The 25,745-nt window shown below is 65.0% G+C and carries 22 protein-coding genes and 1 pseudogene; 11 read left to right on the top strand and 12 right to left on the bottom strand.

Annotation, left to right across the window (positions count from 1 at the left end; genetic code table 11):
- Positions 1 to 6: 6 nt before the first annotated feature.
- Positions 7 to 333, bottom strand: coding sequence for a hypothetical protein (locus QX132_RS17920; RefSeq protein ID WP_316162204.1), 327 nt, complete (start codon positions 331 to 333; stop codon positions 7 to 9).
- Positions 334 to 524: 191 nt separating this feature from the next.
- Between QX132_RS17920 and QX132_RS17915 the strand changes: the two genes are divergently transcribed.
- The 4 genes from QX132_RS17915 (at position 525) to QX132_RS17900 (ending at position 4,345) form a co-directional block, all read left to right on the top strand.
- Positions 525 to 938, top strand: a complete 414-nt coding sequence (locus QX132_RS17915; protein ID WP_315737267.1) for a Zn-ribbon domain-containing OB-fold protein — start codon at positions 525 to 527, stop codon at positions 936 to 938.
- Between the two features lie 4 nt (positions 939 to 942).
- Positions 943 to 2,082, top strand: coding sequence for a thiolase C-terminal domain-containing protein (locus QX132_RS17910; protein ID WP_315776465.1), 1,140 nt, complete (start codon positions 943 to 945; stop codon positions 2,080 to 2,082).
- 108 nt (positions 2,083 to 2,190) lie between these two features.
- On the top strand, positions 2,191 to 3,105 hold the full coding sequence (locus QX132_RS17905) for an SDR family oxidoreductase (protein WP_315737265.1): 915 nt from the start codon (positions 2,191 to 2,193) through the stop codon (positions 3,103 to 3,105).
- 124 nt (positions 3,106 to 3,229) lie between these two features.
- Entirely contained in the window at positions 3,230 to 4,345 is a 1,116-nt protein-coding gene (locus QX132_RS17900; RefSeq protein WP_315737264.1) for an SMP-30/gluconolactonase/LRE family protein, read from the top strand.
- Between the two features lie 933 nt (positions 4,346 to 5,278).
- On the opposite strand, the gene ppc is transcribed toward QX132_RS17900, so the two are convergent.
- From ppc to QX132_RS17885, 3 genes are all read right to left on the bottom strand, one after another.
- Positions 5,279 to 8,062: a phosphoenolpyruvate carboxylase gene (ppc, locus tag QX132_RS17895; RefSeq protein ID WP_316162202.1), complete on the bottom strand. Its 2,784-nt coding sequence runs from the start codon at positions 8,060 to 8,062 to the stop codon at positions 5,279 to 5,281.
- Between the two features lie 138 nt (positions 8,063 to 8,200).
- Positions 8,201 to 9,745, bottom strand: coding sequence for an acyl-CoA synthetase (locus tag QX132_RS17890; RefSeq protein WP_315737262.1), 1,545 nt, complete (start codon positions 9,743 to 9,745; stop codon positions 8,201 to 8,203).
- Positions 9,746 to 9,922: 177 nt separating this feature from the next.
- Positions 9,923 to 10,732, bottom strand: coding sequence for a crotonase/enoyl-CoA hydratase family protein (locus QX132_RS17885; RefSeq protein ID WP_316162200.1), 810 nt, complete (start codon positions 10,730 to 10,732; stop codon positions 9,923 to 9,925).
- Positions 10,733 to 10,834: 102 nt separating this feature from the next.
- On the opposite strand from QX132_RS17885, the gene QX132_RS17880 reads away from it, so the two are divergent.
- Positions 10,835 to 11,710, top strand: coding sequence for an SDR family oxidoreductase (locus QX132_RS17880; protein WP_006613814.1), 876 nt, complete (start codon positions 10,835 to 10,837; stop codon positions 11,708 to 11,710).
- Positions 11,711 to 11,842: 132 nt separating this feature from the next.
- Positions 11,843 to 13,422 (top strand): annotated as a pseudogene (locus tag QX132_RS17875) (fatty acid--CoA ligase).
- A gap of 181 nt (positions 13,423 to 13,603) precedes the next feature.
- Here the strand turns inward: QX132_RS17875 and QX132_RS17870 are convergent.
- Complete coding sequence (locus QX132_RS17870) at positions 13,604 to 14,878, bottom strand: acyl-CoA dehydrogenase family protein (protein WP_315737259.1); 1,275 nt, start codon at positions 14,876 to 14,878, stop codon at positions 13,604 to 13,606.
- A 166-nt stretch (positions 14,879 to 15,044) separates the two neighbouring features.
- Here QX132_RS17870 and QX132_RS17865 point away from each other — a divergent pair, with 166 nt between their 5' ends.
- Positions 15,045 to 15,824 carry an enoyl-CoA hydratase-related protein gene (locus QX132_RS17865; RefSeq protein ID WP_316162199.1) on the top strand — a complete coding sequence of 260 codons (780 nt, stop codon included), beginning with the start codon at positions 15,045 to 15,047 and terminating at the stop codon, positions 15,822 to 15,824.
- A 148-nt stretch (positions 15,825 to 15,972) separates the two neighbouring features.
- Here the strand turns inward: QX132_RS17865 and QX132_RS17860 are convergent, their stop codons facing one another.
- The 3 genes from QX132_RS17860 to QX132_RS17850 are packed head-to-tail and all read right to left on the bottom strand — an operon-like array spanning position 15,973 to position 18,139.
- Positions 15,973 to 16,359, bottom strand: coding sequence for a DUF6285 domain-containing protein (locus QX132_RS17860; protein WP_315772486.1), 387 nt, complete (start codon positions 16,357 to 16,359; stop codon positions 15,973 to 15,975).
- Entirely contained in the window at positions 16,359 to 17,348 is a 990-nt protein-coding gene (locus QX132_RS17855) for a phosphotransferase family protein (RefSeq protein WP_316162197.1), read from the bottom strand. Before QX132_RS17855 ends, QX132_RS17860 begins: the two co-directional genes overlap by 1 nt.
- Positions 17,345 to 18,139, bottom strand: coding sequence for an enoyl-CoA hydratase/isomerase (locus QX132_RS17850; protein WP_316162195.1), 795 nt, complete (start codon positions 18,137 to 18,139; stop codon positions 17,345 to 17,347). The genes QX132_RS17855 and QX132_RS17850 overlap by 4 nt, the downstream gene beginning before the upstream one ends.
- A 178-nt stretch (positions 18,140 to 18,317) precedes the next feature.
- On the opposite strand from QX132_RS17850, the gene QX132_RS17845 reads away from it, so the two are divergent.
- Entirely contained in the window at positions 18,318 to 19,097 is a 780-nt protein-coding gene (locus QX132_RS17845; protein WP_316162193.1) for an SDR family oxidoreductase, read from the top strand.
- 165 nt (positions 19,098 to 19,262) lie between these two features.
- On the top strand, positions 19,263 to 20,096 hold the full coding sequence (locus tag QX132_RS17840) for an alpha/beta hydrolase (protein ID WP_316162191.1): 834 nt from the start codon (positions 19,263 to 19,265) through the stop codon (positions 20,094 to 20,096).
- Positions 20,097 to 20,173: 77 nt separating this feature from the next.
- On the opposite strand, the gene QX132_RS17835 is transcribed toward QX132_RS17840, so the two are convergent.
- Complete coding sequence (locus tag QX132_RS17835; protein WP_315772483.1) at positions 20,174 to 20,464, bottom strand: hypothetical protein; 291 nt, start codon at positions 20,462 to 20,464, stop codon at positions 20,174 to 20,176.
- Between the two features lie 183 nt (positions 20,465 to 20,647).
- Here QX132_RS17835 and QX132_RS17830 point away from each other — a divergent pair, with 183 nt between their 5' ends.
- On the top strand, positions 20,648 to 21,259 hold the full coding sequence (locus tag QX132_RS17830; RefSeq protein WP_315772482.1) for a flavin reductase family protein: 612 nt from the start codon (positions 20,648 to 20,650) through the stop codon (positions 21,257 to 21,259).
- 26 nt (positions 21,260 to 21,285) lie between these two features.
- Here QX132_RS17830 and QX132_RS17825 read toward each other — a convergent pair whose 3' ends face one another.
- The 3 genes from QX132_RS17825 to yghU all read right to left on the bottom strand — a co-directional run bounded on the left by QX132_RS17825 (position 21,286) and on the right by yghU (position 24,087).
- Complete coding sequence (locus QX132_RS17825) at positions 21,286 to 21,609, bottom strand: cytochrome c (protein WP_316162190.1); 324 nt, start codon at positions 21,607 to 21,609, stop codon at positions 21,286 to 21,288.
- A gap of 11 nt (positions 21,610 to 21,620) precedes the next feature.
- The gene (locus QX132_RS17820; RefSeq protein ID WP_315757766.1) at positions 21,621 to 22,820 is read right to left on the bottom strand and encodes a molybdopterin-dependent oxidoreductase; all 1,200 of its coding nucleotides are present in this window, start codon (positions 22,818 to 22,820) and stop codon (positions 21,621 to 21,623) included.
- Between the two features lie 346 nt (positions 22,821 to 23,166).
- Positions 23,167 to 24,087 carry a glutathione-dependent disulfide-bond oxidoreductase gene (gene yghU / locus QX132_RS17815; protein WP_410052872.1) on the bottom strand — a complete coding sequence of 307 codons (921 nt, stop codon included), beginning with the start codon at positions 24,085 to 24,087 and terminating at the stop codon, positions 23,167 to 23,169.
- A 134-nt stretch (positions 24,088 to 24,221) separates the two neighbouring features.
- Here yghU and QX132_RS17810 point away from each other — a divergent pair, with 134 nt between their 5' ends.
- On the top strand, positions 24,222 to 25,733 hold the full coding sequence (locus tag QX132_RS17810) for an acetyl-CoA acetyltransferase (protein WP_316162189.1): 1,512 nt from the start codon (positions 24,222 to 24,224) through the stop codon (positions 25,731 to 25,733).
- The last annotated feature ends 12 nt before the right edge of the window (positions 25,734 to 25,745 follow it).

Raw genomic sequence — 25,745 nt, 5'->3', positions numbered from 1 at the left:
GGCGTCCTATCGCGTGTGATCAGCGGCATCGGCCGCGATATCCATATCGAGCAGCGCGGAACTCAGCGACTTGCCGTGCGCATCCAGCGCCAGCGAGCGGGTCACCCCGCCGCCGAGCGCCCGGCTCATCACGAAATTCAGCGCCGCAATGTTGGGCAGCTCATAGCGGACCACCTCGCCCCGGACAATGCCGGCGAAGTGGGCCCTGACCCGCTCGGCCGTCACCTGTGCGAGCAGCAATGGATAATCCTTGGCGTCGTAGGCGATGACGGAGATGTTCGAGGTATCACCTTTGTCGCCGGTCCTGGAATGGGCGATGTCGCGCAGCTTCATCTCGTCTCCGATCATACTTGCGGCATCAAAGACCAATTTTCATCAGGCGGCAATTGCCGTCCAAACACCTCTGCGCCTCCCGGAGGGCCGCATGCGTAGCGTGATGGACCGTTGACGCGTCTGCGTCAAATGGCGCATCACGGATGCAAAGGAGCGGGCGACGGAGCCCGCCGCAGGGAGGATCAACCGGGATGGCCGAGCCGATGCGTGCACGCCCCAAACCGACACCCGAGACGCAGCATTTCTGGGACGGCACCCGCGCTGGCGAATTGCGGCTGCAGCGCTGCGACGCCTGCGCCCACGTCTACTTCCCGCCGCGCCCGTTCTGTCCGGCCTGCGCCAGCCGCAAGGTCAGCGTCTTCAAGGCCACGGGCAAAGGCACGCTCTACAGCTACGTCATCAACCATCGTCCCCCGGCGCCCGGCTTCACGCCGCCCTACGCCATTGCCGTCGTGGCGCTCGAAGAGGGCCCGCGCATGATGAGCAACATCACGGGCTGCCCCCAGACACCGGAGGCATTGGAGCTCGACATGCCGCTCGAAGTCACTTTCGAGCCGCTCGACGAACAAATCACCCTGCCCCTGTTCCGGCCGGCGAAAGGATAGCGCCATGCGTCGAAACCAGGTTGCCGTGGTCGGCGCCGCCGAGACCACCGAGCTCGGTATCATCCCGACGATGTCGCAGATCCAGCTGCATGCGGACGCGGCGCTGAATGCGATCGCCGATGCCGGGCTCAAGCTGTCGGACATCGACGGCTTCGCCACCGCGGTCGAGACGCCGCAGCAGATCTGTCATTACCTCGGCATCACGCCGACCTGGGTCGACGGCACCTCGGTCGGCGGCTGCTCCTTCATGCTGCATGTCCGCCACGCTGCCGCGGCGATCGAGGCCGGCCTGTGCAAGACCGTACTGATCACCCATGCCGAGAGCGGCAAGTCGATGATCGGCAAGCTGCCGCGATCGATTCCGCCTGACAGCCTGCAGGGCCAGTTCGAGGCACCGTTCGGCGTCTACGGTCCGCCCAGCATGTTCCCGATCCCCGTGCTGCGCTACATGAAGACCTACGGCATCACCCATGAGCAGTTGGCGATGGTCGCCGTCGTCCAGCGCGAATGGGCCGCGAAGAATCCTCGCGCGATGATGAAGGATCCGATCACGGTCGAGGACGTGCTGAACTCGCGCATGATCGCCTATCCGTTCCGGCTGCTGCAATGCTGTCTCGTCACCGATGGCGGCGGCGCGCTGATCCTGACCTCGGCCGATCGAGCCAAGGATTTTCCGCAGAGGCCAGTCTATATTCTCGGCACCGGCGAAAGCGTGGAGACGCCGATGGTCAGCCAGATGGAGACGTTCAATTCGTCGCGTGCCTTCAAGGTCGCGGGCCCCCTCGCCTTCAAGGAGGCCGGCATCGGCCATGCCGACGTCGACCATCTCATGATCTACGACGCGTTCGCGCATCTGCCGCTGTTCGGGCTCGGCGATCTCGGCTTCATGCCGCATGAGGAGACCGGCCCGTTCATCGCTGCCGGACACACACGTCCCGGCGGCAAGCTGCCGCTCAATACCAATGGCGGCGGCCTGTCCTACATGCATTCGGGCATGTACGGCATGTATGCGTTGCAGGAGAGCGTGCGCCAGATGCGTGGCATCGCCCCGGCGCAGGTACCCGGAGCCAAGATCTCGGTGTGTCACGGCGTCGGCGGCATGTTCGCCGCGTCAGGGACGATTATTTTTACGAACGAAAGATAACCACCGTCATTCCGGGGCGCGCGAAAGCGCGAACCCGGAATCTCGAGATTCCGGGTCTGGTGCTGCGCACCAGCCCGGAATGACGGGGCAAAACAAGGAGACCTCCCCATGACCAAATCGCTCCAGGACAAAGTCATCATCGTCACCGGCGCCGGCCGCGGCATCGGCCGCGAGATCGCGCTGCTGTGCGCCGCCGAAGGCGCCAAGGTCGTCGTCAACGATCCCGGCGTCGCCTCCGACGGCTCGGGCACCAGCGCGGCGCCGGCGGAGGAAGTGGTCGAGGAAATCAAGAAGCGCGGCGGCACGGCGGTGGCGAATTTCGAGAGCGTGTCCGAAGCGATCCCGGCCAGCAAGATCGTGAAGGCCGCGACCGACCATTTCGGCAAGCTCGACGGCGTGGTCAACAATGCCGGCATCCTGCGCGACATGATCTTCCACAAGATGAGCATCGAGGCGTTCGAAGCCGTCATCAAGGTCCACCTGATGGGCTCGTTCTATGTCGCTCACTCCGCCGCGCGGCTGTTCCGCGAGCAGGAGAGCGGCTCCTTCGTCCATTTCACCTCGACCTCAGGCCTGATCGGCAATTATGGCCAGGCCAACTACGCCGCGGCAAAGCTCGGCATCGTCGGCCTGTCGAAGTCGATCGCGCTCGACATGGGCCGCTTCAACGTGCGCTCCAATTGCGTCTCGCCATTTGCCTGGAGCCGCATGATCGGCACCATCCCGGCGGAGACCGAGGCCGAGAAGGAGCGCGTCGAACGCATGAAGCGGATGGGGCCCGAGAAGATCGCGCCCGTCGTCGCCTATCTGCTCGGCGATGCCTCGAAAGACGTCACCGGCCAGATCTTCGCCGTTCGCATGAACGAGATCTTCCTGATGAGCCAGTCGCGCCCGCTGCGCTCGGTGCACCGCGGCGAAGGCTGGACGCCGCAGACCATTGCGGAGCATGGCATGCCGGCACTGAAGCCGTCGTTCTACAAGCTCGATCGTTCCGCCGACGTGTTCGGCTGGGACCCGATCTGAGATTTGCAGCGCCAAAATCCGCTTGCAGCGCACACCATCTCAAGTTGTTTTTTGTCTAAACGACCCGCGCGCCGCCATGATTTCGTCGTATGGTCGCCTCCCAACAAAAGTCGGGAGGACATAGATGACGAATGCACGACACGACATCACGCAGGATTCGCCGGCCGGAACTGACGGCTTCGACCGGCGCATGCTCCTCAAGGGCGTCGCCGGCTTTGCCGCGGCGGCAGCGGCAGTCTCGCCGGCCGGTGCCCGCGATTTCGGACCGGGCGCGCAGCCGCAACGCTATCCGGATCCCGACATCGTTGTGATCGACGAGAAGCGCTTCAAGGCCAAGGTTGGCAACACCACGATCAAGCGTCTGTTCACCGGCTGCCTGTGGGCGGAAGGTCCGGCCTGGAACGCGCAGGCGCAGTATCTGGTCTGGAGCGACATCCCGAACAACCGACAACTGCGCTATCTCGACGACGACGGCCACATCTCCCAGCAGTTCCGCAAGCCATCGAACGAATCGAACGGCAACACCTTCGATTATGAAGGGCGGCAGATCACGGCCGAGCGGACCCGCCTCGTCCGCTTCGAGCACAACGGCTCGGTCACCGTTCTCGCGGAGAAGGCGAACGACAAGCCCCTCAACGGCCCGAACGACATGGTCGTCAATCCCAGCGACCAGTCGATCTGGTTCACCGATCCCGGCTACGGCTCGATCAACCTGTATGAAGGGCAGAACGCCCGCAACGGCTCCAATCAGCCGTTCCAGAAGGAAGCCGTCTACCGCGTCGATGCGCAGTCCGGCGCGATCACCAAGGTCGCGGACGAGCCGTTCAAGCCGAACGGCATCGCCTTCAGCCACGACTACAAGAAGCTCTACGTCTGCGACACCGGCATCACGCACTATCCGAACGCCAAGAACGTGATCTGGCAGTACGACGTCAATGGCGACAAGCTGGCGAACCCGAAGGCGTTCATCGACATGACGCTCGACGGCAAGTCGGGCTTCGCGGACGGGCTGCGGGTCGACATCGACGGCAACATCTGGGTCGGCGCCGGCTGGGTCGGCGAAGGCTATGACGGCGTCCACATCTTCGCGCCGGATGGCGTCCGCATCGGCCAGATCAAGCTGCCGGAGATCTGCGCCAATGTCTGCTTCGGCGGCAAGAAGCGCAATCGCCTGTTCATGACCGCGAGCCAATCGCTCTATGCGGTCTATGTGGAGACGCAGGGCGCGCATATCTGTTAGGCCGGAAAACCGCCCTTGCTACGAGGCGTCCCTGCGAAAGCGGGGATGCCTCGTCAACGATGGGGCCACACTCACACTGCCGTCCCGGACAGGCGCGCGGTACGCGCGCGCAGATCCGGGACCCATAACCCCAGGGAGACGTGCGAGGCACGATGGTCGATCCTCCTCGCCCAGCCACATCTGCCTGCGGCTCCGGGTCCGAATCAAGACCGGGACCCGACGAACGGACGCACCTCGCCTTCTGAAACGAATAAATCGTTTGCTATTTTTCGGAAATCATGTTCTTCTCTCGCCATCCCGCCTCATGCAAGGGGCGTAGCGCGCGATCGTCACGACACGCGAGGCGGGGATGCGATGGCCGCGGTTGAGCCGCAGCGTGTCCCTGGATGCGCGGACGAACGGCTTTGCCGCGGACGTGAAATCGCGTGGTCCTGGCGCCCCGAAGCAGGCGTCAAGTCCGTGGTGATGCCCAGCGCATCGCGCGGGCGACGGTGTCTACGAGCCGGCACACCGGGGAGATCGCGTATAAGCGTGAAGACATCGCGCGGGGAATGCCGGATGTTCGGCTGAACCTGTGGTGACTGCCGCCTGCTTTCTTTTCTGCAGGCGGGCCATGGGTGAGGCCTTCACCCGGCATTCCCCGCGCCCTTGCACTCTCGTGAGGGACATGTTCGCTGCATGCACTCGGGCGCGAAACGCCGCGAGGACGAGATCGTATGTCATTTGCTGCTTGAGCCGCAAATCAGTCGCACCACCGCTGTCGTCCCGGGCAAGCCACGATGCGCGCAGCGCGTCGTGGCGCCGACCCGGGACCCATACGCCGCGGCGGCCGTGATAGGCGAAGGTCGACAACGCATTCGCCCCAAACTACTCCCTGGGGTTATGGGTCCCGGCGTTCGCCGGGACGACAGAGAGTCTGTGGCTACAGCCGAGCTATCCCGTATTTCTCAACCCCGCCGAGATGCCGTTGATCGTCAGCTGAATCCCGCGCAGCACCTGCTCGTCCGGGTTCTGCGCGCGGTGCTCCTTGAGAAGCTCGACCTGCACGTGGTTGAGTGGATCGAGATACGGAAAGCGGTTGCGCACCGAGCGCTCCAGCAGCGGATTGCCCTGCAGCAAGCGCTCCTGTCCCATGATATCGAGCAACGTCTCGATCACCAGATTCCATTCGCGCCGGATGCGGCCAAAAATCTTTTCGCGCAGGGCCTCGTCCGGGACCAGCTCGGCATAGCGCGAGGCGATGGCGATCGAGCTTTTCGCGAGCACCATGTCCATGTTCGAGAGCAGCATGCGGAAGAACGGCCATTCCTGATAAAGCTCGCGCAGGAACGGCATGCCCTGCTCCGGATTTTCCGCGATCCAGGTCTCGACCGCGCTGCCGAAGCCGTACCAGCCCGGCAGCATCAGCCGGCACTGCGCCCAGGAGAACACCCAGGGGATCGCACGCAGGTCCTCGATCGCGCGGGTCTTCTTGCGCGAGGCCGGGCGGCTGCCGATGTTGAGGGTGGCGATCTCGTTGATGACCGTCGAGGCCCAGAAATATTCGACGAAGCCGTCGGTCTCGTAGACGAGGCCCCGATAGGCCTTGAAGGCGAGCTCCGAGAGCCGATCCATGGCAGTCAGATACTCGCGCTTCGGCGCCGGCTGCCGCGGATGCAGCAGACTCGCTTCGAGCGTCGCCGCGGCGAGGATCTCCAGGTTGTTGCGGCCGACCTCGGCGTTGGAATACTTGCTGGAGATGATCTCGCCCTGCTCGGTGATCCGGATCTGGCCGTTCACGGCGCCGCCGGGCTGGGCGATGATGGCGTCATAGCTCGGACCGCCGCCGCGGCCGACCGATCCGCCGCGGCCATGGAACAGCCTGAGCCGAATGCCATGGCGTTCGAAGATGTCGACCAGGCCGATCTCGGCCTTGTAGAGCTCCCAGCCCGAGGTGACGAAGCCGCCGTCCTTGTTGCTGTCGGAATAGCCGAGCATGACCTCCTGCACGGCGCCGCGACTGTCGACCAGGCGGCGGTAATCGTGCAGCGCCAGCATGCGGTCCATGATGGCGCTGGAGGCCTGCAAATCCTCGATCGTCTCGAACAGCGGCACGATGTTGACGGCGCAGCGGCCCGATGGATCGATCAGGCCGACCTCCTTGAGCAGCAGCGCCACCTCGAGCATGTCCGACATGCCCTTGCACATCGAGATGATGCACTGGGGAATCACATCGGCGCCGAACGTGGCGTGCGCCTCGGCAGCGGCGCGGAACAGCGCGAGCTCGCCGATGGTCTCGTCGCTGTACTTGACGAATTGCGATACAAGCGGCCGCGCATTGCGCAACTCGCTGACAAGCAGGCCGACCCGCGCATCCTCGCTCAACGCCATATAGGACATGCCGGGCATCGCTGTGTCGATCAGCTCGGCGACGGTTCGCTCGTGCACCGCCGAGTTCTGGCGGATGTCGAGCCGGGCCAGATGGAAGCCGAAGCAATCCACGGCACGCCGCAGCAGCCGCAGCCGCCCGCGGGCGATCACCTCGGCATTGTTGGCGACCAGCGAGTGATGCAGCACGTCGAGATCATCCTGCATCTGCTTGACGCTGTCGTAAGGCGCCACCGCCGCCACGGGAAGGCGGCTGATCTGGATACCGAGCTTCTTCGCCGTCGCCGCCAAGCGCGCATAGATGCCGGACACCGCCAGGCGATATGGCTCGCCGTGACGATGCGGCGACGTGTCCGGCGAGCGCTCGGCCAGCGCACGCAGCTCCTCGGAGACATCGGCGAGATGCGCGGCGATGGACAGCTCGCTGCCGAGCAGGTGCAGTTCCTCGAGATAGTAGTGCAGCGCCAGGCTGGATTGCAGCTTGAGCGTTCCGCGCATCACCTCGGCGGTGACGAACGGATTGCCGTCGCGATCGCCGCCGATCCAGCTCCCCATGCGCAGGAACGAGGCGAGATCGCCCGCCACCTCCCCTCCGTCATTGAGCCGATCCTCGAGCGAGCACAGCAGACGCGGCACCTCACGCAGAAACGTGTAGTCGTAGAACGACAGCCCGTTGGTGACCTCGTCGAGCACCGTCAGCTTGGTCCGGCGCAGCAGGTTGGTCTGCCACAGCGTCAGCACGGCGCGGCGCAGCGCCTCGTCATTGGCCTCCCGCTCATCCGGCGTCAGCTGCATCCGCTCGCGGCGATCGAGCAGCATCGCGATCTCCATCTCGCGATCCATCGTGCTCTTGCGCCGCACCTCGGTCGGGTGCGCGGTCAGGACCGGGCTGACCAGCGCCGTCGAGAAGAACTTGCGCAGATCGGAAGCCTCGAACCCGGCGGATTTGGCGTGAGCGAGCGTCGCCGCCAGCATGCCGGCCCCGCCATTGGAATCGCTCTTGGCACGCATGCGCCGGATGTTGTTCTGGTCCTCGGCAATGTTGGCGAGGTGCGAGAAATAGCTGAAGGCGCGGACGATGCGGACGGTCTCAGCCGTCGTCATGCCGTCGAGGATCTGCTCCAGCTCGCGCCGCGCCTGGCGGTCTTCGTCGCGGTGGAAGCGCACCGAGGTCTGGCGGATGCGCTCGACGAGGTCGAACAATTCGGCGCCTTCCTGGTCGCGGACCGTATCGCCGAGGATGCGGCCGAGCAGCCGGATATCGTCCCGCAGCCGCGCATCCTCCTCCATGGCCTGCGCCTCGGCGGCGCGGTTGGGACGGATTTCCTCGCTCATGGTTTGCGGCGACATGGATGCGCTCTCCAGCAGCTGCCCATTTACGGGTCAGTCTGCCGTATCTATACCGCAGCGCAAGATCAAGAAAGAGGCGTCGCCTGCCCTATTCAATGCTCACGTGACGTCTTCTCATCGCTGAGAGCCGCCAATCGATCAGATCTTTCGCCCTGCCTGCGCCCAATAGGGGTCGCGCAGCCGCCGCTTGAAGATCTTGCCGGAATCCTCACGAGGCAATTTGTCCTGGATTTCGATGTGCTTGGGCACCTTGTAGTCGGCCAGCGAAGCCCTGAGCCGGTGTCTGATCTCGCCGGTGTCCAGCACGACGCCGGGCTGCGGCTCGACCACGGCCATCAGGGCTTCCCCGAACTCGGCATCGGGAATGCCGAATACGGCGCAATCGTGCACGCCGGGCACGGCATGCAATACGGCTTCTATCTCGGCCGGATAAATGTTGACGCCGCCGGAGATCACCATGTCGCGCTTGCGGTCGCACAGGAAGACGTAGCCCTCAGCGTCCATGTAGCCGACGTCCCCGGACGTAATGAAGCCGTCGCGGTCGATCTCGGCACGCTTCTCCGGCTTGTTGTGATAGGTAAAATCCGGATTGCCCGCGATGCGCGAATAGATCTCGCCAACCTCGCCCTCCGGCAGGATGCGGCCGTCCTCGCCGAGGAAACGCAGCTCGGCGCCCGGCGAGACCTTGCCGACGGTGCCGGGCTTGCGCAGCGCGTCCTCGGAAGTCGCGAAGGTCACGGCACCGGATTCGGTCGAGCCGTAGAACTCGTAGATGACCGGCCCCCACCAGTCGATCATCGCGCGCTTGACGTCGGCCGGGCACGGCGCGGCAGCATGAATGACATGGCGCAGCGACGATACGTCGTAGCGGCGGCGAACCTCCTCCGGCAGCTTCATCAGCCGGATGAACATCGTCGGCACCATGAAGATCGTATCAATCCGCTCTGTCTGGATGATGCCGAGAAATTCTTCCGGCTCGAAGCGCGGCATCAGCACCAGCGCGCCGCCGAGACGTCCGGCACGCAGGCCGAACGCATTCGGGGCAGAATGATACAGCGGCCCCGGCAAGAGCGCGCGCGAGCCCGGCTTCAAGCCGTAGATCAGCGCTCGCATGCGCTCGGCCGAAGCCGCCTGCTCGACCGTCGGCGCATTGCGGCGCACGCCCTTGGGATGACCGGTCGTGCCGGAGGTGTAGATCATGTTCTGCGGCTGCGGCACCTGCGGCCCTTCGTAAGGGCTCTGCTGGGCAAGCCAGCCCTCGAACTCGATTGCGAACTCCGGGGGTTCGATCAGATCCGCGCCGATCTTGTAGTTGGATAGAATCTCCGGCGGTGTGGGCACGCTGAGCGCCGTGACATCGGCCGGTATCGCCCCGGCGAGCTGATGCAGCAGATCGGCGTGACCGATCAGCACCTTCGTACCGGAGTCCCTGATGATGTAGTCGATCTCCTCCGGTTTGAAGTGCCAGTTCACCGGCACGCCATAGGCGCCGAGCCGCATCGCGCCATAGGCGGCCTCGATGAAGGCGATGTCGTTGCGCATGAGAATGCAGACGCAATCGCCCTGGCCCACGCCGAGCTTCGCGAGGCCGCTGGCGATCCGCGCGGCGCGGTCGGCGATTTCGGCGTGGCTGCGCCGGCGCTCGCCGGAGATGATGCCGCAGAACAGGGAGGACGTTTCCATTTTCTTTGTTATCCGATCTGGCGTCGGTTTGAGTTTCGGCCGTCATTCCGGGGCGATGCGCCGCGACAAAACGGCGGAGCCGTCTTGCGCGGAGCATCGAACTCAGGTGCGCAGTTGCGCACCGGAGAATCTCGAGATTCCGGGCCTGCTCCTTCGGAGCATCCCGGAATGACGGACTCAGTCCGCAAACTTCGGCGCGCGCTTCTCGATGTTGGCGCGCACCGATTCGAGCTGGTTCGGACTGCCGATCAGCTTCTGCTGCTCGACCGATTCGGCGAGCAGCGCCGGCCCCGGATCGACCGAGAGATTGTTCAGCATCCGCTTGGCGGCGCGGATCGCATCCGGATTCTTGCCGGCGATCTCACGCGCGGTCTCCAGCGCAGCCGCGCGCGGATCGGCGCAGATGCGGGTAACGAGGCCGTAGGACTGGCCTTCCTCCGGCGAGAACACCCGGCCCGTGTAGGTCAACTCGCGCAGGATGTCGTCGCGCATCAGGGTCGCCAGGATCGGCGTGCCCGCCATGTCGGGCACCAGACCCCACTTGATCTCCATAATCGACATCTTGGTGTCCGGCGCGACGTAGCGCATGTCCGCGCCGAGCGCGAGCTGGAAGCCGCCGCCATAGGCGACGCCATGCACTGCAGCAATCACCGGCACCGGCAGCTGCCGCCAGCCCCAGACAGCCTGCTGCGCGAAATTCGCCTTGCCGTGGGTGCGAATGGTGAGATCGCGCGTCTCGCCGCCGGGTATGCCGTTGCCGCCGGACTCCTTCATCGCGGCGAAGCGGCCCATGTCGAGGCCGGCGCAGAAGGCACGCCCCTCGCCGGACAGCACCACCGCCCGCAGTCCCTTCTCCTTCGACAGCCGCTCGGTCGCCGCGACCAGCGCCTCGAACATCTCCATGTCCAACGCATTCATCTTGTCGGCGCGAACCAGGCGAACGTCGGCGACGCCGTCCTTGATCTCGATCGCGAGGCGGTTGTCCATCGAGCGGTCTCCCTACGGATGTCTTTGTGACTTTACAGAAGGCTGTCGGAGCGATTTAGTCAATCGACCAATTAACTCACAACATGTCAGGCGGAAACTCCCATGTTCAAGGACAATCTCCTCGAAGGTCGACGCATTCTGGTGACCGGCGGCGGCACGGGCCTTGGCAAAGCGATGGCTGCACGCTTCCTGCAACTCGGCGCCGAAGTGCATATTTGCGGCCGGCGGAAAATCGTCTGCGACGAGACCGCGACCGAACTCATGGACCTCTACGGCGGCCGCGTGACCAGCCATGGCGTCGACATCCGCAATGCCATGGCGGTGGAGGAAATGATCGAGGCCATCTTCCAGGAAGGCGGTCTCACCGATCTCATCAACAACGCGGCCGGCAACTTCATCTCCCGCACCGAGGAATTGAGCCCGCGCGGCTTCGATGCCGTCGCCAACATCGTGATGCACGGCACGTTCTACGTGACGCATGCCGTCGGCAAGCGCTGGATCGCTGCGAAGCAGCCGGGCAACGTCGTGTCGATCACGGTGACGTGGGTGCGCAACGGCTCGCCCTATGTGGTGCCATCGGCGATGAGCAAGTCGGCGATCCACGCCATGACGATGTCGCTCGCGACTGAATGGGGCCGCTATGGCATCCGCCTCAACACCATCGCGCCCGGCGAAATCCCGACCGAAGGCATGAGCAAGCGCATCAAGCCCGGCGACGAGGCCGGCGCGCGGACCAAGGCGATGAACCCGATGGGTCGCGTCGGCACCATGGAGGAGCTGCAGAACCTCGCGGTGTTCCTGATCTCCGGCGGCTGCAACTGGATCAACGGCGAGACCATCGCGATGGACGGCGCCCAGGCGCTGGCGATGGGCGGCAACTTCTATCAGTTGCGCGACTGGAGCGACGACGATTGGACCAAGGCCAAGGAGTCGATCAAGGCGCAGAATGAGAAGGACCGCGCGACGCGCACGAGCTGATGGTCCAATCACCCGGTTGATCGGCGACGTGCGCCCTGTAGACTGATCGAGAGATGCTTGCTCCGGCGCGATCCGGGGCGAGGACCACGACAAGACATCAAACAAAGAACAAGACGCAATCGGAGGGGAAACATGTCCGTCTCGACGGCATCGTCGACGCTCGTCGACGTCGTGCGCGACAGAGCGCAAACGCTGGGCTCCGCCACCGCCTATGAGTTCGAGGGGCGCATCACCAGCTTCGCCGCGTTCGACCGCAAGACCAACCAGGTCGCCAACGCGCTGAAGGCGCTCGGCATCAAGCCGCACGAGCGGATCGCCTATTTCGGCAAGAACAGCGACATCTATTTCGAGCTGCTCGTCGGCGCCATGAAGGCCAACGTCGTCATGGCGCCGGTGAACTGGCGCCTCGCCGGTCCCGAGGTCGCCTTCATCGTCGAGGATTGCAGGGCTCCTGCCCTCTTCGTCGGGCCGGAATTCATCACGATGATCCGAAACATCCGCGACCAGATTCCAAGCGTGCGGCACATCATCACCACCGAGGGCGGCGCACCGGAATGGCAGGACTACACGGCTTGGCGCGACGCGCAGAGCGCGGATGATCCGGGCGTTCCGATCACGCCGCAGGACATCGCGCTGCAGCTCTACACCTCCGGCACCACCGGCAAGCCGAAGGGCGCGATGCTGTCGCACGCCAACTTCCTCAACCTCGTCAACACCGGCAATCCCGAGGAGAAACCGGACTGGAACAAATGGTCGACCGACGACGTCTCGCTGACGCGATGCCGATCTTCCACATCGGCGGCTCCGGCTGGGGCCTGATGAGCCTCTATCACGGCGCCCGCGGCGTGATCGCCCGTGAGTTCGATCCGACCAGGATCCTCGACTTCTTCGAGCAGTCCGGCATCACCAAGCTGTTCATGGTGCCGGCGGCGATGCAGTTCGTGGTGCGGCAGCCGCGCGCGCGGCAGGTCGATTTCTCCCGCCTGAAATACATGCTCTACGGCGCCTCGCCAATCCCGGCCGCGCTGCTCAAGGAATGCATCGACGTGTTCAAATGCGGCTTCGTGCAGATGTATGGCATGACCGAGACCACGGGCACCATCATCGCGCTGCCGCCCGAGGACCATGTCGAGGGACTGGAGCGCATGCGCTCCGCCGGCAAACCGCTGCCCGGCATCGAGGTCGCGATCATCGATATCAACGGCAACCCGCTGCCCCCGCGCCAGGTCGGCGAGATCGCCACCCGCTCCGGCTCCAACATGGCCGGCTACTGGAATCTGCCGGAGGCCACCGCGCGCACGCTTGGCAAGGACGGCTGGCTGCGCACGGGTGATGCCGGCTACATGGACGAGGACGGCTACGTCTACATCCACGACCGCATCAAGGACATGATCATCTCCGGCGGCGAGAACATCTATCCGGCCGAGGTCGAGAGCGCGATCTGCGATCATCCCGATGTCGCCGAGGCCGCGGTGATCGGCATTCCCGACGACAAATGGGGCGAGGCCGTCAAGGCGATCGTCGTGATGAAGCCAGGCAAGCGCGCCACTGAGACCGACATCATCAATTTCACCCGCACCCGCATCGCCGGCTTCAAGACGCCGAAGAGCGTCGACTTCCTCGACGCCCTGCCGCGCAATCCCTCCGGCAAGATCCTGCGGCGTAATCTGCGCGACCCGTACTGGGCGGGCAAGGACCGGCAGGTCAATTGAGTGCACGCACCGCCATCCTGGATCGCTTCGCTTGCGCTCGCGATGACGCCGTGGAGAGAGTGCGCGCTCCCTCTCCGCCGTCATTGCGAGGCGCCTTGCGCCGAAGCAATCCAGGGCTCCGGAGACGACGCTCGATTGCATCAATTGCGCTTGCGACAGGGCCCTGCCGCTCAACAGCGTGTCACCGCTTGTTCACCCCCATGTAGCCGAACAGGAAGCCGGCGACCTTCCGCATCTGGATCTCCTCGCTGCCCTCGGTGATGCGGTAGCGGCGATGGTGGCGGTAGATGTGCTCGAACGGCTTGTGGCGCGAATAGCCCATGCCGCCATGGACCTGGATCGCGCGGTCGGCCGCCTCGCAGCACAGCCGATTAGCCCAGTAGTTGCACATCGAGACCTTGTCCGAGAGTGTGTGCTCGACCTGGGCCTGGGTGAGCTGGTCCATCTCCCAGGCCGTCTTGCGGATCAGCAGCCGCAGCATCTCGGCCTGGGTCGCCAGCTCGACCAGCGGCCACTGAATCGCCTGGTTCTCGGCCAGCGCCTTGCCGAACGGTTTTCGCTCACGCGCGTAATTCACACTCTCATTGATGCAGTAGACGGCCGCGCCGAGCGAGCTCGCCGCCTGGCGGATGCGGTTCTCATGGACGAAGCATTGCGCCAGCGACAGCCCGCGCCCGACCTCGCCGAACTGCGCATCCTCCGGCACGAACACGTCGGTGAAGCTGACGCGCGGATGATCGGTCGGCATGTTGAAGGTCCAGAGATACTCCTCGACCTTCACACCCTCGGTCTTGGCCGGCACCAGAAAGCAGGTGATGCCGCGCGCGTCACCATCATTGCCCGAGGTGCGCGCGAACAGTGCACAGTGGGTGGCGACGTGCATGCCCGTCGTCCACATCTTCTCGCCGTTGATCAGCCAACCCTTGATGTTGTCGCGGGTGGCCGGAACGGCCTTGGTTTCCATGTGGGTCGCGTCCGAGCCGTGATGCGGCTCGGTGAGACCGAACGTGATGCGGTACTTGCCGGTGATCGAGCCGTCGATCATCGCCTTCTGGTCGTCGCGGCCGTACCGGTCGAGCATGGTGACGATCGGCAGATTGCCGACGATCGAATGCTCGTTCTGCAGATCGTTGTGCAGGCCAAGGCCCTTCGAGGCGAAATGCTCGCGGATCACGGCCATCCAGAGATTGGAGCCGTCCTTGCCGCCATAGCGCTTCGGGATCGCGAAGCGCAGGTGCCCAGCCGCATCGGCACGATCCTTGGCCTTGCGCAGCAGTTGCTCCCACTCATGCCGCGGCAGGCCGCCATTCTCGAAATCGGTGCGCGCCCATTCGCGACGATGATCGAAGAAGCGGATGTTGTCGTCGGCCTGCTCCAGCGGCTTGATCTCGGCGGCGATGAAGCGATCGAGCTCGTCGAGGTAGGCGACCAATTCTTTCGGCAAGGAAAAATCCATGGCGTGTCTCCCTGTGCGTCTCGTTGTTGTTATTGATCTTGGTCGGCGCGACCTCCCGTCGCGTGCTTGTGGCGCGCAGCGCCGTTGCGTATTTGGATGACTGCAACACCTGCGCGGGCGCTAAGCTGATGCGCGACAGCCAATCAGAAAACAGGAGGAACAACCGATGGAGCTGAAGTTTTCGAGAGTGACGCGCAAGGGGCCGATCACGATCGTCACCCTGGCGCGCCCCGAGGTCTACAACGCGCTGCACATCGAGGCGCATTACGAACTCGAGCGCGTGTTCGACGCCTTCGCCGCCGATCCCGAGCAGTGGGTCGCGATCGTCACCGGTGAGGGCGACAAGGCGTTCTGCGCCGGCAACGACCTGAAATGGCAGGCGGCCGGCGGCGCGCGCGGCTGGGGCAAGAGCGGCTTCGGCGGCCTGACCTCGCGCTTCGATTGCGACAAGCCGCTGATCGCGGCCGTCAACGGCGTCGCGATGGGCGGCGGCTTCGAGATCGCGCTCGCCTGCGACCTGATCATCGCCGCCGAGAATGCGACCTTCGCCCTGCCCGAGCCGCGCGTCGGCCTCGCCGCGCTCGCCGGCGGCCTGCAGCGCCTGCCGCGCCAGATCGGCATGAAGCGCGCGATGGGCATGATCCTCACCGGGCGCCATGTCGGTGCCCGCGAGGGCCACGAGCTCGGCTTCGTCAACGAGGTGGTGCCGCAGGGCGAGGTGCTGGCGGCCGCTGAGCGCTGGGCGGAGACGATCGCCAAGAACTCGCCGATGTCGATCCGCGCCTCCAAGCAGGCGATCGAGAAGGGCCTTGCGGTCTCGCTGGAGCAGGCCATCACCGAGCAGCGCGACTACCCGGCGGTGCAGGCGATGATCCATTCGCAGGACTACATCGAGGGACCGAAGGCGTTCTCGGAGAAGCGGCCGCCGAGGTGGCTCGGGCGGTGAGTTATCCGATACTTCGCATGCTCTGGGCCTGATCGCGCCGGGTTGTCTCCGCTCCGTCATGGCCGGGCTTGACCCGGCCATCCACGTCTCGCAGCAGACTCGTGAAGAGATGGATGCCCGGGTCAAGCCCGGGCATGACGCCGGTGGGTTAGGAGCCATCGGTGCTCCTCCCAGCTTCGCGCTTGTAGGACGCGTAGTTCGGCTGATCGACGGCGAGCTTGGCGAGTGTGGTCCGCCAGAGGTGCTGCTTCAGGCCCGGTGTCTGGAGACCAACGGCGCCGCTGGCGATCTGAGCCGTGAGCGCTCGATTGAGTTCGAGTAAATCACCATCCTGTCCCAGCAATTCTCTCAACCGCGCATGCTCCGCCTCATCTGCCGCAGCCGCCTGTGTCAGCTGTCGCACCACGAGATCGAGCGCGTTGATGCCCACGCGCAGCTTGAACGCCTGGTGCCCCGAGATCAGCGGCGCGATGTCGTTGCGCAGGAAGTCGGCGACGGATTGCACCAGCTCGGTCGGCGTCGGCTCGTCCTGCATCAGCCCTCTCCCCTCGGCGCAAGCAATCGCAACAGATCGATCTCGGTCTCCGACGCGCGGCGGCCGATCATGGCGCGCTCCATCGAATGGTCGGGACCGATGCGAAAACGCTGCATCATGCCGCAGCACATCACGCCCCAGCGCAGCGTGCCCATGACCTCCCAGAACTTCACTCTATCAGCGTCGACCTTGCGGCCCCCGCCCTCGTAGCCCGCGAACAGCTCCTCACGCGATCCGAAGCCACCGACCGGCTTGTCGATTTCGCCGAAGCGCCAGGAGTTGACGCAGATCCAGCCGAGATCCTCCATGGGATCGCCGAGATGGGCGAGCTCCCAGTCGAGCACGGCGCGCACGCCATCGCGGCCGATGATGAGATTGCCGTTGCGGAAATCACCGTGCACCAGCGTGATCTCAGCCGGGGGACCGGGATCGTTCTGCGACAGCCAGCGCAGGGCCAGATCGAACACCGGGCGCGGCCAGTCGAAGCTTTGATATTCCCGTGCGAGCTCCGCGATCTCCTTGGTCGCGGTCATCCCGCGCAACGCGGGCAGCGTCTCGCGTCGAATCCCGTGGATGCCGGCGGCGATGCCGCCCAGCTGGCGCGCGAGGCGCGGCCTCGCCTCGGCGAATTCGGCATCACGCAGGATCTTGCGCGCGATGGTCTCGCCCTCGACGCGGCGCATGATGAAACCGGCGCCGAGATCGTCCTCCGGTCGCAGCACGTGCAGGACCTCGGGCGACGGCACGCCGGCGGCATAAGCGAGCCGCATCAGCGCCGCCTCGTTGTCGAGCCCGGCGGCACGCCCGGGCGCGGCGCCGTAGCCCTTCGGCGAGCGGCGCAGGATGGCGCCGACATCACCACCGGGATGGACGATGTCGAAGCGCCACGTCTCCTGGCTGGCGCCGCCGGAGAGTTTCGCGGCGCCGCTCACACCGGTCGCCCCCGGCATGAACGAGGCGACGCAGCGGGACAGCTCGGTCTCGATCATTGGCCCTTGAACTTGGCCGGGCGCTTTTCGAGGAACGCGGTGACGCCTTCCTTGAAATCCGAAGTGCTGCCTGCGACGCGCTGCGACTGAAATTCCGCGTTGAGCTGCTCCTCGAAAGAGTTCTCCGGGCTGTCCCAGTACAGCTGGCGGATCTGCGCCAGCGCCACCGTCGGCCCGTTGGCGAGCTCGTGCGCGAGCTTCATCGTCTCCTCCTTCAGGACCGCATCGTCATAGACGCGGTTGACGAGGCCCCATTGCAGCGCCGTCTCGGCCGGCAGCTTCTCGCCCAGCAGCGACAGCTCGATCGCGCGGGCCTTGCCGACGAGGCGCGGCAACAGCCAGGTCGAGCCGCAATCAGGCACCAGTCCGATGCGGCGGAAGGCCTGCAGAAAGTAGGCGGACTTCGCGCACAGGATCATGTCGCCCATCACTGCGAAGCTCATGCCGGCGCCGGCGGCCGGGCCATTCACCGAGGTCACGATCGGGCAATGCAGATTGCGCAAGCGGCGCAGGAACGGATGGAAGGCGGTCTCGAGCGCGGCGCCGGCATTGCTGCGGCCGGGCTTGGCCTGCGCATTGCGGCCCTGCAGGTTGGCGCCGGTGCAGAACGCGCGGCCGGCGCCCGTCACGACGAGGCAGCGCACCGCAGCCTTCTTCTCCTCGATCTCGTCGAGCGCTTCGGCCAACCCGCCGAGCATGTCGATCGAGACCGCGTTCATCACCTCCTGATGGTCGAGCGTGAGGATGGCGACGGGCCCGTCGAAATCGAGCGTGACGTGCTTGTACTGCATGGTTTCCTCTCAAGAGCTTTTCGGTCGCTGCATTCTTCGCGGCGGAAATTCGAAGCGCAGCCCGGTTCGGTCAGCATATTTGATTTTTGCGCTTCGCTTGTCCATGGTTGCATCATCCAAATAACCGAAGCGACGCGCAGCGCGCTCACATCATCACGGAAACGCCCGAGAGAACCCCATGACCATGTTCGACCTCACCGGCCGTGTGGCCGTCGTCACCGGCGGTAATGGAGGCATAGGCCTCGGTATTGCCCAGGCACTTGCGTCCAGTGGCTGCAACGTCTCGATCTGGGGCCGCAACGCCGAGAAGAGCAAGGCGGCTGCGGCGTCGATGGCCGCCGGGCCCGGCAAGGTCGACACCCGCATCTGCGACGTGACCAGCGCCGCTTCCGTCAACGAGGCGATGAAGGCCACGCTCGACACGTTCGGTCGGGTCGACGGCTGCTTTGCCAATGCCGGCATCGGCGGCGGTGGCCGCAAGCCGTTCATCGAGCGCAGCGAGGAGGAATGGCGCACGATGTTCGCAACCAATCTCGACGGCGTGTTCCATGCGTTCCAGGCTGCCGCGAGGCACATGACCGCGCGCGCCGAAGCCGGTGACGCGTTCGGCCGGCTGGTTGCCACCTCGAGCCTGGCCTCGCTGTTCGGCACCGCGCGCAACGAGCACTATGCCGGGACCAAAGCCGCGCTGAATGCGCTGTGCCGCGCGCTCGCGGTGGAGCTGGCGCGCTATGGCGTCACCGCGAATGCCATCCTGCCTGGCTGGATCAAGAGCGACATGACCGCGGGCATCATGGGCAACGAGAAGTTCGTCGCCAACGTCATGCCGCGTATCCCGGTGCGCCGCTTCGGCGAGCCGTCGGATTTCGGCGGCATCGCCGTCTACCTCATGAGTAAGGCGTCCTCCTATCACACCGCCGACTGCTTCGTGATCGACGGCGGCTATACCGCATTCTGATTCCTCGCAGCGGGTGGTGAGCCGGTGCGCCGGCTCACCAGAGGGGGATTGTTCCGTGCTGCGCTCCAAGATTTCCGAAATTTAATCCGCCTCTGGCTGCCACGCCCCCGTGACGCCGGCGTTGTCATCCATCACATAACGGAGAGAATTCCCAGGAAGGATGCCATGAAGCGCGGTATGACGGTTTTGGCCTGTGTGTCTGCCCTGGCTGTGGCCGGCTACTTTGCGATGGCAAAGTGGGGCATCCAGCACGAGAGCCGCGAGTTCTTCGATGCCGCGCGGCAGCGGTCGATCAATGTCGATGTCGCGGTGCGCAAGGACTACGAGATGAAGGCCAATGCCGGGCTGTGGCGGCTGCCCGTGGCCATCATCAGCAACGGCAACACGGTCAAGAACACCGAGTACTCGTTCCTCGCGAACGTGTTCGCCGCGCGCGGGTACCTCGTCGCCAGCGTCCAGCAGGACCTGCCTACCGATCCGCCGCTCGTCACCAAGGTCGGGATGCCATATGTCGGCCGGCTCGACGTCTACCAGAAGGGCGAGGCCAACATCCTCTGCGTGCTGAACGAGATGAAGAAGCGTCATCCGAATGCCGACTACGATCACCTGACCCTGGTCGGCCACTCCAATGGCGGCGACACCGCGATGTATTTCGCCAAGGAGCATCCGAACATCGTCTCGCAGGTGGTGACGCTCGACAATCTGCGCGTGCCTTTCGTCATCAGGGACAAGCTCAAGATCCTGTCGTTCCGCTCGGATGATCCGCAATTCAAGACCGACCCCGGCGTGGTGCCGACGCATGTCGACAGGAAGAGCGGCATCGACATCATCAAGACCGAGTTCCAGCACACCTGGATGAGCGACCGTGGCCCCTACACGGCGCGGGAACGGATCCAGGCGACGCTCGACAAATATCTCGGCGGCGATGCAACGAGCGAGCTGGCCCCGGCAGATACCGACAATCTGATCGTGACCAACGGGGCAGCCGCCCTTCCCTGATCTGGCAATCAGCGCGACGGCACGACCGGCGAAATGCGAAGGGCGGCCGCGCAATCGCGCAGCCGCCATCGCAGACGTCAGTCCTGCGGTTTCTTGGCCGGCGGGCCGCTCTTGTTCCCCGGCATGCCCTTGATGTTCGACGGGTCCTGCGCGCTGACGTCCGGATTATGGCGGTTGATCGTGGACGAGCCCACCGTGCCGCTTCCCGTCTCAGTGCCCGGTCCGTTCTTGTTGCCTGGCGCGCCCTGGATGCCCGCTCCGGAATTCTGCGCACTCGGCGGCGGCGTGGTCTGTGGGCTGCCCTGCGCCAGCGCGGACGTGGCCGAGACGACGAATGCGCAAGCAATCAGACTGATCATTGGTTTCATGGCGCGACCTCCATTTGTCGTTGCCGTGTGCTGTCCGAACGTAGCGCTGGCGGAGCCGTTCCCGGGAACATCGAATTTCCGCGAAGACGGCGCTGATGTGCGCAACCCCTGCCCGCTTTATTGGCTTCCGCATCGCGTCACAGCCCACTACGGTCGGGGAACCGACGCACCAGAGGCCTCTAGATGGAATACCTCTCCACCGATCTCAGCCCGCGCGAGCGCTACAAGATCCTGACCTCCTTCGTGCTGCCGCGGCCGATCGCCTGGGTGACGACGAGAAGCGAGACCGGGATCGTCAACGCCGCGCCATTCTCGTTCTTCAACGTGCTCGGCGAGGACCCGCCGCTGTGCGTGTTCGCGATCAACCTGCGGCCCGATGGGCGGGTCAAGGACACCCTCGTCAACATCCGCCGCGGCGGCGAGTTCGTCGTCCACATCACCGACGAGCCGCTGGCGCAGGCGATGCACGAGACCGGCGGCGACTTTCCACCTGAGATCGGCGAGCCGGATCACCTCGGGCTCAAGCTTACACCGTCGCGGATGATCGGCGTTCCGCGGTTGGCGGAGGCACCGTTCGCGATGGAGTGCAAGACCTGGCAGCTCATCGACGTCAATGGCGATCGCGTGCTGGTGCTCGGCGAAGGCCTCGCTTTCCACATCCGCGACGAATTGTGGGACACCGAGAAGATGCGGGTCGAGATGGAGCTGTTCCATCCTGTCGGGCGCATGTTCGCCGACCGCTATTGCCGCACCAATGACCGGATGGATTTCCCGCCGGCGAAGGGCGCCGCCTGAGCGTTCCCGGCCGCCGGCACGGGCAGTCAGTAGGTCGCGGCGAGATAGTCGACGATCTTGCCGACATCGGCCGCGTCGATCGGGGCGCCATAGACCTTGATCATCTTGGTGACTTCGGCCTGCCAGAACTCCTTCCTGTTCTGCATCGGCGGCTGGGTCTTGATGTAGTCGGAGGAGTGACAGGCCGTGCAATTGCCCTGCACGACGGCGAGATCGGGCCCCGGCTTGAAGGCCGCCGTCTCCTGCGGAACCTGATAGTTGACCGGGGCTGCCGTGAGCGAGATGGGGCGGCCCGCCAGGCAGCCAAGTCCGACGGCCAGGGTGGCGATGAGGAAAGGCGTCCGACGCATGGTGATGCTCCTCAGGCCGCCGTGACGCGGACGGTTTCAACGACGTTGCGCAGATAGCCGGCCGGATTCCAGCGCGGCGTCTCCGGCTGGGTCTCGCCGGAATTGCTCGTGGCACGCACCTTGAGATCGTGGGCCCCCGCGGCCAGCTTCACCGGTAGCTTCCACTCGCGGAAGGAATATTTCCCGAGATCCTTGCCGAGCTTGGCGTCGGTCCAGGTCTTGCCGCCGTCGGTCGAGACCGCGACCTGCTTGATTCCCGTTCCGCCGTCGAATGCGAGGCCGCGCAGCATTGCCCTGCCCGCCTTGAGCTTTGCGCCATCGGCCAGGCTGGTGATGAACGAGCGGACCGTGAAGCGGTTGATCGGGATCGTCGCTTTCGGCGTGGTTCCGGGCTCGACGGCATTGTTCGGCGTGTCCGGAATTCGATAGGCCGATTTCATCCAGAAGCCGTCAAAGACGTTGTCGATGACAGTGATCTCGTTGAGGTGCTTGACCCAGTAGGTGCCGTAGTAGCCGGGCACGATCAGGCGCAGCGGAAAGCCGTTCAGGAACGGCAGATCCTCGCCGTTCATGCCGTAGGCCAGCATCACCTCGCCATCCATGGCGTGATCGAGGTCGAGCGCCTTGACGAAATCCGGCGTCTTGTCGATCACCGGGCCGTCCATGCCGCCGAAGGTGACCTGCCTGGCGCCGGCCTGAACACCCGCCATGTCGAGCACGGTCTTGAGCGGCACGCCACGCCAGCGCGCATTGCCCATGGCGCCATTGCCAAGCTGGCCGCCTGCGACGCGCGGCTCGAAGAAGCCGCGGCTGTTGCCGGAGCATTGGTTGACGGCGACGATCTCGGTCGCCTTCATCTTGCGGATGTCCTTGAGCGACAGCTTGAGCGGCTTGTCGACCTTTCCCCTGATCGCGAGCGTGAACTTGTCCGGATCGAGATCGTAAGGCAGGCCCGCCAAATGATAGCGGACGAAGAAGGCATTGTTCGGCGTGATCACGCCGTCATTGAACACCCCGAATGGCGTTTCGAGTTGCGGCGGCCGGCTGGTCAGACCGATCATCGGTCGCTTCTGCGGATATTTCACCAGCGGGCGCTCGCCATTGGCGAAGGGCAACGTCACCGTCTCCTCGGCCAGCGCACGGGTCGTGCCGAAGCTGCCCAGCAAAGCAGCCATCCCCGCTCCCTTGAGCAGATCACGTCTGTCGATCATGCAACTCCCTCCGGAGTGGTCGTTTTGAACCCGCGGTCGTCACCGCCGGCTCTCATCGAAATCTGGCGGCATGCACGGCCGCTGCGAATTGATCGTTGCACATTCTCGCACTGCGAGAAAAGCCGTGAACGTCCGCAATCATGGCATCGCAGCGCGGCAACGGACGAGACTTCGCACGTGCAACAAGAGCAATCGTGCATCGAACCGCAGGGCGGGCAAGCGGGGCCGTCAGGCGGCGTGTGCCCACCGACGGCGCCGGCGAGGGACGACGTTGGGCACGGCGCACTCCACAGTCGTTGCACGCCGCGATGAGCTCGCCGCGCCTTTGCGCACCCTACACGCGCAACTACGTGCCCTGCCCGATCTTGTCCTGTGTCCTGGTGTCGAAGTCGCTGGCGTCGTGGCGCTCGTGGAGCTGGCTCTTTGGATCGCCGGAGACGCGGTTGACCATGCGGCCGCGCTTCACAGGGGCGCGCTGCGCGATCTGGTCGGTCCAGCGCTGAACATTCCTGTAGTCCTGCACCGAGAGGAACTCGCCGCCTTCATAGAGCAGGCCCTTGGCGAGCGCGCCGTACCACGGCCACACCGCGATGTCGGCGATGGTGTAGTCGGGGCCGGCGAGATACTCGCTTTCGGCGAGACGGCGGTCGAGCACGTCGAGCTGGCGCTTCACCTCCATCGCGAAGCGGTCGATGGCATACTCGATCTTGGTCGGCGCATAGGCATAGAAGTGGCCGAAGCCGCCGCCGAGATAGGGCGCAGCTCCCATCTGCCAGAACAGCCAGGACAGGCATTCGGCGCGCTTGGCCGGCTCGGTCGGCAGGAAGGCGCCGAACTTCTCGGCCAGATACACCAGGATCGCGCCGGACTCGAATACGCGGATCGGTTCGGTCCCGCTGCGATCCAGCAGCGCCGGGATCTTGGAATTGGGATTGATGGCGACGAAGCCCGAACCGAACTGATCGCCCTCGCCGATCCGGATCAGCCAGGCGTCGTATTCGGCGCCGCTGTGGCCGAGCGCCAGCAGCTCCTCGAGCATCACTGTGACCTTCACACCGTTGGGCGTTCCCAGAGAATAAAGCTGCAAGGGATGACGGCCGACAGGCAATTCCTTCTCGTGCGTCGGACCTGCGATCGGCCGGTTGATGTTGGCGAAGCGGCCGCCGCTGGCCTTGTTCCAGGTCCAGACCTTGGGCGGCACATAGCTGTTCTGTTCAGACACGGCAGACTCCGGCGTGAGCGTCAGGAGCAAGCGTTTTAGGCGCATCTGCCGTGGAGCGGAAGCCATGCTGCGCGCGGGCGCCATCAGCATTTTCTGCATTGCGCGGTCGAACCTGCGATGACAGAACGGAGACAAGACAACAATGACGGTCCGTCACGGGCCGGCTCTTGGAAACGCCGATGACTGCAAGTACCCTGCCCCCCGACCGCATTCCCGTGATCGTCGGCGTGGGCGAGATCGTCGATCGTCCCAAGGATATCGGCGACGGTCTCGAGCCGCTGACGCTGCTCGAACAGGCGATCCGCCGTGCGGAAAATGACGCGGGCGCCAAGCTCATCCACGACATCGGCTCGCTCGACGTCGTCAACTTCCTGAGCTGGCGCTACCGCGATCCCGAGCAGCTTCTCGCGCAGCGGCTCGGCGTGACGCCGGCGCACTGCCACTATGGTCCGGTCGGCGGCGAGAGCCCGATCCGCTTTCTGCACGAGGCCGCCTTGCGCATCGCGCGCGGCGAATGCGAGGTCGCCGTGGTCTGCGGCGCCGAGGCGCAATCGACCGCGACCAAGGCCGACCGCGCCGGCGTGCCCTTGCCGTGGACGCCGTTCGCCCACGACGTCGAGGAGCCGAAGCGCGGCGCCGCGTTCCAGAAGCCGCTGGCGGTGAAGCTCGGCGTATTCCGCCCGGTCTCGGTCTATCCGTTCTACGAGGTCGCGAGCGCGGCCAAATGGGGCCAGACGCCGCGGCAGGCGCTCGCGGAATCCGGCGAGCTGTGGTCGCGCTTTTCCGCGGTTGCCGCCTACAATCCCAACGCCTGGCTGAAGCGGCACTTCGCGCCCGAGGAGATCACGACTCCGTCGGCCGACAACCGCCCGATCGCCTGGCCCTACACCAAGCTGATGGTCGCCAATCCCATGGTCAACATGGGCGCGGCGCTGATCCTGACCAGCTTGGCCAAGGCGCGTGCGGCAGGCATTGCCGACAACCGCATGATCTATCCGCTCGGTGGCGCAGCGGCGGAGGATCCGCGCGACTACCTCACGCGCGATCAGTTCGCCGAGAGTCATCCGCAGAACGCCGTGTTGCGGGCCGCAATGAACATCGTCGGCGGCAACGGCGCGGCGTTCGACGTCATCGAGCTCTACAGCTGCTTTCCCTGCGTGCCGAAGATGGCACGGCGGATCCTCGGCCTCGGCGCCGACGTGGAGCCGACCGTCACCGGCGGGCTGACCTTCTTCGGCGCGCCGCTCAACACCTACATGACGCACGCCGCCTGCGCGATGGTGCGGCGGCTGCGCGGCGGCGCCAGGCGCGGCCTGCTGTATGGCCAGGGCGGCTTCGTCACCAAGCATCATGCGCTGGTGATCTCGCGCGAGCCGCCGTCGTCCCTGTCACAGGAGGCGAGCGTGCAGGCCGAGGCCGATCGGCATCGCGCCGCCGCGCCGGCGTTCGTCAGCGAAGCCGGCGGCGGCGGCCGGGTCGAAAGCTTCACCGCGCTGTTTGATCGCAACGGCGAGGTCGAGCATGGCGTTGCGATGCTGCGCACCGAGCAGGACACGCGCACGTTGGCGCGCGTTCCGGCGCAGGACGCAGCCACGCTGGCGCGGCTGATGGATCAGGACAGGACGCCGGTCGGCGCGCTCGGCAAGATCACGATGGCCGCCGATGGTGTGCCGGAGTGGCGGACGAATTAGTTCGCTTCCGTC

The sequence above is a fragment of the Bradyrhizobium sp. SZCCHNRI20481 genome, from assembly GCF_032485055.1.
Lineage (GTDB): Bacteria > Pseudomonadota > Alphaproteobacteria > Rhizobiales > Xanthobacteraceae > Bradyrhizobium.
The sequence above is the reverse complement of the archived record's forward strand: the minus strand, read 5'-3'. Positions and strand labels throughout refer to the sequence as shown.